General features: G+C 31.2%; 10 protein-coding genes and 1 pseudogene. All 11 read right to left on the reverse strand.

What is annotated here, in order from left to right:
- Positions 1-76: 76 nt before the first annotated feature.
- The 11 genes and pseudogenes from ptmA to legB all read right to left on the reverse strand — a co-directional run bounded on the left by ptmA (position 77) and on the right by legB (position 10,498).
- Entirely contained in the window at positions 77-847 is a 771-nt protein-coding gene (gene ptmA / locus ELQ04_RS08310) for a flagellin modification protein PtmA (RefSeq protein WP_002938806.1), read from the reverse strand.
- Entirely contained in the window at positions 847-1,554 is a 708-nt protein-coding gene (gene legF, locus ELQ04_RS08315) for a CMP-N,N'-diacetyllegionaminic acid synthase (protein ID WP_002938811.1), read from the reverse strand. Before legF ends, ptmA begins: the two co-directional genes overlap by 1 nt.
- Positions 1,547-2,452 carry an L-glutamine-D-fructose-6-phosphate isomerase subunit gene (gene ptmF, locus ELQ04_RS08320; RefSeq protein ID WP_002938813.1) on the reverse strand — a complete coding sequence of 302 codons (906 nt, stop codon included), beginning with the start codon at positions 2,450-2,452 and terminating at the stop codon, positions 1,547-1,549. Before ptmF ends, legF begins: the two co-directional genes overlap by 8 nt.
- Positions 2,449-3,474 carry a nucleotidyltransferase family protein gene (locus ELQ04_RS08325; RefSeq protein ID WP_002938815.1) on the reverse strand — a complete coding sequence of 342 codons (1,026 nt, stop codon included), beginning with the start codon at positions 3,472-3,474 and terminating at the stop codon, positions 2,449-2,451. Before ELQ04_RS08325 ends, ptmF begins: the two co-directional genes overlap by 4 nt.
- 8 nt (positions 3,475-3,482) lie before the next feature.
- Positions 3,483-4,637 (reverse strand): GDP-N,N'-diacetylbacillosamine 2-epimerase (hydrolyzing), encoded by a 1,155-nt coding sequence (gene legG / locus ELQ04_RS08330; protein ID WP_002938818.1) that lies wholly within the window; start codon positions 4,635-4,637, stop codon positions 3,483-3,485.
- Positions 4,630-5,634, reverse strand: coding sequence for a N,N'-diacetyllegionaminate synthase (legI, locus tag ELQ04_RS08335; RefSeq protein ID WP_002938820.1), 1,005 nt, complete (start codon positions 5,632-5,634; stop codon positions 4,630-4,632). The genes legG and legI overlap by 8 nt, the downstream gene beginning before the upstream one ends.
- 58 nt (positions 5,635-5,692) lie before the next feature.
- Complete coding sequence (locus ELQ04_RS08340; protein WP_002938823.1) at positions 5,693-6,814, reverse strand: N-acetyl sugar amidotransferase; 1,122 nt, start codon at positions 6,812-6,814, stop codon at positions 5,693-5,695.
- Positions 6,815-6,880: 66 nt separating this feature from the next.
- On the reverse strand, positions 6,881-7,642 hold the full coding sequence (locus ELQ04_RS08345) for a 3-hydroxyacyl-CoA dehydrogenase NAD-binding domain-containing protein (RefSeq protein ID WP_079396643.1): 762 nt from the start codon (positions 7,640-7,642) through the stop codon (positions 6,881-6,883).
- Between the two features lie 19 nt (positions 7,643-7,661).
- Positions 7,662-8,259 (reverse strand): annotated as a pseudogene (locus ELQ04_RS08350) (acetyltransferase).
- Positions 8,260-8,379: 120 nt separating this feature from the next.
- On the reverse strand, positions 8,380-9,534 hold the full coding sequence (gene legC / locus ELQ04_RS08355; protein ID WP_002939070.1) for an aminotransferase LegC: 1,155 nt from the start codon (positions 9,532-9,534) through the stop codon (positions 8,380-8,382).
- Positions 9,527-10,498, reverse strand: a complete 972-nt coding sequence (gene legB / locus ELQ04_RS08360) for a 4,6-dehydratase LegB (protein WP_002939073.1) — start codon at positions 10,496-10,498, stop codon at positions 9,527-9,529. Before legB ends, legC begins: the two co-directional genes overlap by 8 nt.
- Positions 10,499-10,581: the final 83 nt, after the last annotated feature.

Raw genomic sequence — 10,581 nt, forward strand, 5'->3', positions numbered from 1 at the left:
CTTTCTTTTAAAAGAATATTGCTTAAAGCCTCAATGTTTTTGTTAAAAAGTTCTTTTTGAGTAGGGGTGAAGGTCATCATAAGCCCCATCCATCATCTACCACTAAGGTTTTCCCTGTGATAAATCTACTCTCATCACTAAGCAAAAATACCAAGGTTCCGCACACATCATCAGCATCTAACATACCCTTGCTTGCACAACATTTTCTATAAGCTTTTAAAAAAAGTTCATTTTGATTATCCAAAATTCCTCCACTTGCTAGGGTATTAACGCGTATGTTTTGATTAAAAAGCTCTTTAGCTAGCCAAGAGCTCATGTGATTAATTCCTGCTTTTATCACACTGTATTCTAAAGAGCTTTGCATGGAAGTGCCTTCATAGTTTTCAAATTTTGGCGCATAAACTCCCATGATGGAGCTAAGATTGATGATATTACCATAGCCTTGTTGTTTAAAAAATTTCACAAATTCTTGAGCGGCTAGCATAAAGCCTGCTAAATGTAAATTTAAACTTTCACAAATTTGTTCGTATTTGAGTTCATAATAAGGCGTTTTACCCCAATCTTTGCCAAAAGGATAGCTTGAGTTTACAAAAGCATCGATTTTGCCGTATCTTTCTTGACTTTTTTGAAGGGCGGTTTGTAAGCTTTCTTGTTTAGTGATATCAAGTTCTAAGCTTAAAAGTTTTGTTTTAAAAGTTGTTTCTAAATTTTCTTGCAGTTCTTTTAAGCGTTCTTTGTTGATATCTGCAAGTATCACTGTGCCTTTATTAAGAAGTATTTTTTGACAAAGTGCTTTACCTATACGCCCACAAGCTCCTGCTACAAAGATGATTTTATTTTCAAGCATTAAAAATCCTTTGGAGATAAATTTTTTAAAGAGATTAAAAACTCTACGATTTTAAAATCAAGCTCACTATCTACATCAAAAGCCGTGCTTTCATCCATCACAAAAAGCCCTGTTTTTTCTCCAAAAACACTATCATTTTCTAAAAGATAATCCTTTTTAAAAATATAAATACTAGCGTTCATATCGTAGCATTTTGGGGCACTTTGGCGGGTAGTAAAATTTCCTTCTTTGGATTTTACTACCTTGTTATTTTGTATTTCTATGAGATTAAAATAAGGATTGCGTCTAGCTGGAACTGCGGTAATGAGATTGGAATTATCATTTTTAACAAAACTTTCATAAGCTTTTTTTATATCAAGGCTTGAGCGTAGTGGAGCTGAAGCATCTAAGTCTATGAGAGTTTCAAAACGCGTTTTAAAGTGCTTTTCACTTCTTAGCAAGGCATCACGCATGACAGGAAGTTTTGCAGCCTGATCATTGGCAAGATGGGCTTCTCTTTTAAAAAAAACTTCAGCATCGTATTTTTGGGCTACACTTGCGATTTCATCACTATCAGTACTTATGACTATGTGTTTAAAAAGCTTTGAATTTTGAGCTTGTATGATGCTATAAGCTATCATTTCCAGTTCGTTAATCTTTCTAATATTTTTGTTTTTAACGCCTTTACTTCCACCTCTAGCACAAATGGTACATAAAATTTCAGCCATTTTTTTTCCTTACTTCATCGCAAACTTCAAGTACTTTTAAAGCCTGCTTAAGATCGCAAAGTTCTTTTTCTTTTTCAAAGACTGCTTGATGTAAATTTTGAAGGGTTTTTATCGTATCGTTTTCAAAATTTAAGATTTTTTGACTTTGATCTTTGTGATAAATTTCGATTTTATTGTTTATTAAATCGGCTTTAAAGCTTTTTTCTAAAGTGTGAATGGTAATTTCTCTTTTGTTAAATTTAGAAAAATAGCCTAATTCTATATGAATTTTAGCTTCTTGTGAATTTTTTAAAGCCAAAAAGACAAAATCATCGCTTGTTATGTCAAGCTCTGAAATTTTAGCATTTTGGGAGAACTCAAGCTCTAAGTTTCCAAAAAGAAAAAAGGCTAGATCGATTTCATGAGAAAGATCGAGTAAAACCCCACCACCTAGCTCTTTTTTAGCGCTATAATTTTTCCTGTAGTCTAAAGCCCTCCAATGGGGCAAATAAGAATTACAAACCAAACTAGCAAAATAAATTTTTTCACCTTTTAAAAGTTTTTTTAAAGCTACAATCACAGGATGAAAACGCAGTAAATACGCTACATAAATGTGATTTTTTGAGCTTGTGAAATTTTGGCTTTTTTCAAATAAAGGTTTTTCTACGAGTATGATTTTATCTTTTACAAGCTCATTTAAAGCTTTTAAGGTGTTAAAATGCTCTGTGGTGATATTTGCGATGATAAAAAGATCAAATTCATTTAAATGACATTCTTTTAAAGAGCGATAAATTGGAGTTTTTTCAAACTCTTCTTTTTTAGCACTTAAAGAAAGCAAACTTACTTCATAATTTAAATTTTTTAAGGCTAAAAAATGCTTTTTTCCTATGCTTCCAAAGCCTATGATTAAGACTTTCATTTAAAATCCTCATTGGCTTTTAAAAACTCATCTGGCCTTCCAATGTCGATCCAATAATCATTGATGATATAGGTATTTACCTTGCCTTTTTGCAACGCAAGTTTGATGAGTTCTGGCATATCTAGGTATTCATTTTTAGTAATTAAATTTAAAATTTCATTTTCAAGCACATAAATTCCTGCGCTTACTAGAAATTTTTGAGTGGGTTTTTCTTCTATATTTTCTATAAAACCTTGCTTTTGAGTGATAACTCCATAAGGAATTTGTTGCTCAAACTCACGCACACAAACGCTCATTAAAGCTTTTGATTTTTTATGCGCTTTTAAAAGATCATTAAAATCAAGCTCGGTTAAAATGTCTGCATTCATAACGATAAAACTTTCTTTAAATTCTTGTTTTATAAGGCTTAAAGCCCCTGCTGTACCTAGTTTTTTACGCTCTTTAATATAAGAAATTTTAACCCCAAATTTTTGCCCTTTTTGAAAATAATCCTCTATGATTTGTTTTTTATAATTCACACAAAAGATAAAATTTTCAAAATTTTGATTTTTAAGTCTTTGGACTATGCTTTCTAAAATAGGCTTTTTGCCTACTTTTAACATAGGTTTTGGAGTATCTTTAGTTAATTCTTTTAAGCGAGAGCCTAAGCCTCCAGCCATGATGATAATGGAGTTTGGATTGGCTTTTAAAAGCGATGAGATAGATTTTATAGAAAGTATTTGCTCCTTTTCATCTAAAACAGGAAAATCATAAATATCGGTTTTAGCAGAAAGTTTTAAAAGCTCTTCTTTGCTTGTGTTTTCTTTTATGGTGATGGGATTTTTAGTGTAAATATCCTTGATACTATCTTTTAAAGTTTTGCCACCAATTAAAGCTTTTCTGATGTTTGAATCACTAATGACTCCTAAAAATTTATCTTTTTTATCAACTATAATGCCTAGTCTAACGCGTTCTTTCCCGACTATTTTTAAAGCTTCTTTTATGCTAGAATCAGGGGTGAGTTTGAGTTTGTTTATATCCACACTAAGCCTTATAAATCGATGAAATTTTTATGTAAAATTGTATCTAAATTTACATTTTTTAGGCAAGTCTTTATGATGTTATTGGGATTTTTATTATTATCATAAGGGTTTTTGAAATTTTTTAATTTTTGCTTAAAATCTTCACTTTCTAATTTTTCAAAAGCTTGATCAAGATCATTAATTTCACAATCAATGATATTTTGAGTTCTTAAACGCCCTTTTTGTCTATCGCCTATATTAATGCAAGGGGTTTTAAAAAAAGGACTTTCGCTAATACCACTTGAAGAATTGCCTATCATGGCTTTGGCTATTTTCATAAGACTTAGGTATTTTTGTGAGCCAAGATTGTCAAAAAGTTTAGCCTTGTGTGAGTTTTTTTGACAATAATTTTGCAAAATTTCATTGATTAAAAGTCCAGTTTCATCGGCATTTGCTTTGGTAAAAATCAAACTTGCGTTTTTAAGGGTGTCAAGTTTTTTAAGCAAGGTTTTAATCTCTTTTTGAGTGTTTTTTACATTTAGGGTTAAAGGATGATAAGTGATTAAGTAAAGTTCTTTATCTAGTTTCATTTCTAAGGCTTTTTCTAAGTCTTTTTTGCTTAAAAAATTCATATTTTTTATGATAGTAGAAGCTAAAGAGCCTATATTAAAAACCCTTTTTTCTTCTTCTCCAAGTTGTAAAAGCCTTTTTTTATAAATTTCATGACTTACAAAATGTAAATGTGACATTTTTGAAATGCTGTGTCTTATACTATCATCAATAGCTCCTAAAGTAAGCTCCCCACCACATAAATGCACTAAGGGTATGTGCATCAAAAGACACACACTTGCTACGCTAAGCATTTCATAACGATCGCCTAAAATCACCACCATATCAGGTTTTAAGTCTTCAAAAGCTTGACTAAAAGCACTAAAGGCTAAGCTCATGCTTTTACAAAGGCTTATTTTATCATCACTTGCGAGTAATATAGGAATTTTTTTAGCAATTTTAAATTCTTTTTCTATTTCTTTATAAGTGAGTCCAAACTCAGGACTTAAATGTGCTCCTGTAGCGATGATTTGAAGGTTTAGATCTTTATCATTTTGAATTTCATGACATAAATTTCTTAAAAGATACCATTCAGCCCTTGTTGCACTGACTATACAAATTTTTCTTTTACTCACGGATAAGCTCATCTTCTTTGTAGTTTTTAGTAGCAATCTTACCCAAAAACTCTTCATATCTCATAGCACTTACACCATTTGCAGGGCGTTTGGTGGTAAGATTTTCTTCGCTAAAAATCTCTCCTTTTTTGATGTCTTTTTTGGCCACTAAACTTTTTCTTACTATGTTGATATTTTTTTGTTCGCTTTTGCTTGCTTTTTTTATGCCATCACCCATAGCCTTTTGTATTTGTCTTATTTGAGCGCAAAGCATTTTTAGTTCATGAGGTTCTAGGCTTGCTTTATGATCAGGCCCTGGCATATTTTTATCTAGAGTGAAATGCTTTTCTATCACACAAGCTCCTAAGGCCACAGCAGCTAGAGAAATGTGTATGCCTTGAGTGTGATCAGAATAACCCACATCAAGCTTAAAAGCATCTTTTAAGCTTTGCATGGCTTTAAGATTGACTTCATTAAAAGGGGCAGGGTATTCTGTGGTGCAGTGTAAAAGAGTGATGTTTTGGCGTTTAGTACCGTTTTTGCAAAGTACATTTAAAGCTTCTTCTATCTCGCCTAAATTTGCCATGCCTGTTGAGAGTATGATTTTTTTATTAAGCTTTGCAATTTTTTTAAGATAGGGTAGATTGGTGATTTCTCCGCTTGGAATTTTAAAGATTTTTAAACCTAACTCATCTAAAAGATCTACGCTTTCAAGATCAAAAGGAGTAGAAAGAAAGGTGATATTGCATTTTTTTGCGTGCAAGATAAGTTCTTTATGAGCTTTAAGATCGAGTTCAAGTTTTTGCACCATTTGAAGCTGGCTCTCATTGTTAGCTGTGGTTTTAAGCTGATAGGGTGCTTTTTTAGCCTTTGTGCTGATACAGTTTTTAGCTTTAAAACTTTGAAATTTAACAAAATCGGCCCCTGAGTTAGCTGCGATTTCTATTAACTTTTTAGCTAAAATTAAATCGCCATTGTGATTGACTCCTGCTTCTGCGATGATTAAAGTTTTTTTCATGTTTGTTGCCTAAATCTTAGTGTGCTTTATAGTGTTTAAAAGCAAGAGTCGTTCCAAATTATTTTAAAGGATTTTTTAGCTTAAATTCTCCAAAATCATTTTTATAAAATAAATCCATATTGTAGTGTTTTTCTACTATTTTCCAAAATGTAGTTTTACTAATACCTATAAAGTTGCAAAAATCTTCAACGCATTTATTGTCAAGCTTATGATCTCTTTTTTGTACAAGTTCAATAGCTTCTTTTCTACTTAAAAGTCCATAACGCACGAAACGAGCTGCGTAATCACTTGCACAAGTATGACCAAATTTAGGATATTTCATCCAAGCGTGTAGGATATAGCCTATACTATCAACTTGATCAAAATTTTCTGCACACATTGTTCTATCCCATTCGCCTTCTAGGTCAGTAAAACCACGACTTTTAGCAAAAATATAATTGCTATAAGAATTCCATTTTACAAAATAACTTAGATAAATAGGGTCAAGTTTATCGAGCTTATCTTTGTTTGGATTGAAAAAGAGTTGCAAATTTTCTTCTTTAATTTCATCATCTATAAATTCATTTATATCTAAATCACTAGCTGTACCATTTAAAAATATTTCTTTGGCACTAGGAGTTTCTTTGGCATCACTACCTCCATATTCAAAGCTAACATTTTCCCCATAAACCAATAAAGGTGTATTAAATTTTAAAGCCATAGCAAAAGGATAGCTGTAAATCAACCTATCAATAAACCAAGTAGGTTTTCCATATTTTTCAAAGGTTTTTAGCATAACTTTTTTTTGAGTTTTGATGTCAGGTTTTAAGCTAATAATATGACAACCAAAAGTTTCACTTAAATTTTTAAGATTTTTCTTACCTGCTTCAGTCATAGTGAAATTATCTTCAACACTAAAAAGAATAGGATTCATTCCAAGTTTTTCTTTCATAATATGCACTTGAAAATGAGAATCCTTACCTCCACTCACAGCAATAGCGCAATCATATTCAAATTTTCCATTCATTCTGCGGTATTTATCGCATAAGGCTTCAAGCTCTTTAAATCTTGCTTTATAATCAATATTTTCTTTATTTTTATGATTGATACAAGCTGAACAGATATTTTTACCTTCTTTATCTTTTGTAAAATTAATACCAGGTCTAGTATTTGGCATCACGCAGTGATCACAATAAATCATTCCTCACCCCTTCAATTTAATAAAAAGATTAGATTATATAAAATATTAAATTAATATTTACTTATTTTATAAAATATCACTTATTTTTGTTTTATTTTTTCTACCTAAAATTCCTTTTTCTAAGGCCTTTTTAAAGATTTTTGGATGGTAAAAATTTTCATCTTCTTCTTTTAAATTCTTACAAATTTTATCACAAAGTTCTATGCCTATAGTGTCGATAATATTTAACAAATTTCTTTTTTCATAAAGCAAGTCATAAACTGTTTGACATTCTTTGAAATTGTAATTGTATTTTTCTATAATTTTAAAAAACGATGAAATTTCATTGAACAAAAGTAAATTTGCTAAAGCTCCTCGATTGCCTTTGCTGCGAATGATATGAAATCCTAATTTTTTAAGATCTTTCAATGGGATAAATCGTTCTAAATTAGAACCACAAAGTTCTATTAATTTGATATAAATAGGATTGAAAAAATGTATAAAATCGCAGTTTAAATCATCCATACCCAAAGAACTTGAATTTGAAAAAACTATATTATTATTGTCTCTAAGAATTTGTATGATTTCTTTTTTTAAATTTAAATCTTCATTTAAGCTTTCTATAGTCAAGCTATTTTTAAGATCTTCTATATGTTGGTAAATGTTTATTTTTCCGGCGTTAAAATTAGAAAAATCTATTTTTCTTTGTAGAAGTTTTATTTGTTTTTCAAATTCGTATATATTGAGCTTGCTTTTATTATAAACACCTATTTCATAACCCAATAAATAAAATAAAGCACTTATTTGCCTACCCATTAAACCAAAGCCTATGATATTAATTTCTTTCATTGTTTTTTCCTTGTTTTAATTATATTTTTATGAAAAATAAGTTGATTGGATGTGTAGTTTTTACTAATAATACTACCTGCGCTTACTATGCAATTATCTTCTAATTTTACGCAAGGCAACAGGCTAACTCTAGTAGCTAAAAAACAATTTTTTCCTATACTTGAATTTCCATTGAGTGTAGCATAAGGGCTTAAAATACTTCCTTCTCCTACCTTGCAATCATGAGCTATGCTTGAATAAATATTACAAAGCACAAAATCTCCTATATTTGAATTAGCATTAATGGTTACAAAAGGACACACTATAACCCCTTGTCCTATTTTAGCTTCTTTTGAAACAAAAGATTGAGGATGTATAAAAGTGATAAAATTACACGATTTTTTTGAAAGTTTTAAAAGGATTTTTTTTCTTAAATTGATTTGTCCTACACCTAAGGCAAAAGATGCTTTTTGAATCAATTTTTTATCGAAATTATCTTCATTACCTAGATATTTTAAGTCAAAAAAATTATTTTCTTGTATATCGATATAGCCTATAATTTCGTAATTTGCATCTTTTAAATAAGAATAAAGCTCTCTAGCAAAGCCACCCGCTCCTATAATGATGACATTTTTCACGTACTTCTCCTAAAAGAAGAAGTTAAATTTTTAAAACCCCCCCCCCCCTTTTTTTTTCGCTACTCTCATATTTTTTCTTATTAAATTTTTTTAATGCTTTGAATTAAATTTTGCAATGCATCATTCCTTTTTATTTGCTATTCTAACGCTACTAGGTAAATTAACCAAGCGTTTTTCTAATTTTTTAGTGTTTATAAGCTCATCGCTTTGACAGTTTTGAAAAGCTTTTAAACTTGGTAAGCTTTTCCATACAGGACGGACGAAAATATTATTTTTCAAGCATTCTTCTAAAAAGATATTTCTTAAATTTTCATCTTTAAAAAGCAAGGTATTGAGCCAAAAATTGCTTTTTTCGTTGCTTTTTTCATCGATAAATTTGCATTTATCGTGATTTTTAAAAAAATCCTTGTAAATTTTAGCAAGTTCTCTTTTATTTTCTAAAAAAAGTTCTAAATTTTCAAGTCCTGCAAGCAAGATCGCTGCATTTACATTACAAAGGCGGTAATTATAAGCTATCCTATCATGATCGTATTCGTAAGGATGGGGGATTTTAGCTGTGGTGCTAAGGTGTCTTGCAAGCTTGGCTAAATTTTCATCATCGCTTAATATCGCTCCACCGCATCCGCCTGTGATGATTTTATTGCCATTGAAGCTTAAAATTCCGCACTTTCCAAAAGTGCCTAAGGCCTTGTTTTCATAAGTGCTTCCTAAGGCTTCTGCGGCATCTTCGATTAAAAGGATATGGTATTTTTCACAAAGCTCTTTGATGGCTTTTATATGAGCGCTTAAACCAAAGGTGTGCATGATAACACAAGCTTTGATGGGTTTGTGGGTGGTTTTGTTATAGCTAAAACCATTTTTTTGATAAGTTTGATTTTCTAAAAAATGCTCTAAAGCCTTAGGACTTAAACTTAGAGTGTTTTCATCTATATCTAAAAAAACGGGCTTTGCACCTGTATAAGCGATAGCGTTGGCCGTGGCGACAAAGCTTATGCTTTGAGTGATGACTTCGCAGTTTTCATCGATACCATTAGCTAGTAAAGCGATATGAAGGGCTGCTGTACCTGTATTTGTAGCGATGACAAAGCGTGCTTTGGTTTTTTCTTTTAAAGCTTCTTCAAAACGCGTTACAAATTCTCCCACGCTTGAAACAAAGCCACTGTCGATACATTCCAAGAGATATTTTTTCTCATTGCCTATAAAGCAAGGCTCATGTAGGGCGATATTTTCTTTATTAAAAAGACTTTTTATAAAAGAAATTTCTTTTTCAAACATTATAAAGCTCACTTTTATAATTTTCTAAATTTTCTTTAAAATACTCTATGCTTTGTCTTAAACCTTCTTCTAGACTTATTTTGCTTTGCCAATTTGTAGCTTTTTTGAGCTTGCTTGCATCGCAACAAAGTCTAAAAACTTCACTATTTTTAGGACGGAGTCTTTGTTCATCTTGGATGATTTCTACCTTAGAGTCTAAAATTTTTTGTATGAGATCAAGTACTTCTTGCATGGAGTATTCCACTCCTGAGCCTATATTATAAACTTCTCCAAAATGTTTTAAATTTAAAAGAGAAATAAAACCCTCGCAAGTATCTAATACAAAATTTAAATCCCTTTTAGGGCTTAAATCGCCTAGTTTGATTTTCTTTGTTCCGCTTAAAATTTGGGTGATGATTGTAGGTATGATGGCCCTTGCGCTTTGCCTTGGACCATAGGTGTTAAAAGGGCGTGCAATATTGACATTTAAATTAAAAGAATTATAATAACTCAGCGCCATCATATCTGCAGCGATTTTGCTTGCAGAATAAGGGCTTTGAGGTTGTAAAGGGTGTTTTTCATCGATAGGCACATAAAAGGCCGTGCCATAAACTTCGCTTGTTGAGGTGTGGATAAAATGCGAAATTTCGTTTTTTTTAGCTGCTTCGAGCATATTTAAAGTGCCATTGACATTGGTATCCACATAACTTTGTGGGGCTGCGTAGGAGTAGGGGATGGCGATTAAGGCGCCAAGATGAAAGATCGCATCTATATTTTTGGTGATTTTTTCGCAAAAAAAACTATCTCTTAAATCCCCACTTATAACTTCCATGTCTTTTAAAAAAGGACTTTTTTCTAAATGTCCCCAAAAATTAAAAGAATTATACTGACTTAAAGCTCTGACTTTAAAACCTTTTTTGACCAAACTTTCGCAAAGATGAGAACCTATAAAACCATCAGCACCTGTAACTAAAATATTTTTCACCTTCTTACCCTTTCCATCCATTTATCTAATTTTCTTTCTTTAAGTTTTTCTTCTAAAGGAAGTATATTTTTTATCAAAGCATT

It is taken from the genome of Campylobacter sp. CH278 (genome assembly GCF_004378845.1).
GTDB classification, from domain to species: domain Bacteria; phylum Campylobacterota; class Campylobacteria; order Campylobacterales; family Campylobacteraceae; genus Campylobacter_D; species Campylobacter_D jejuni.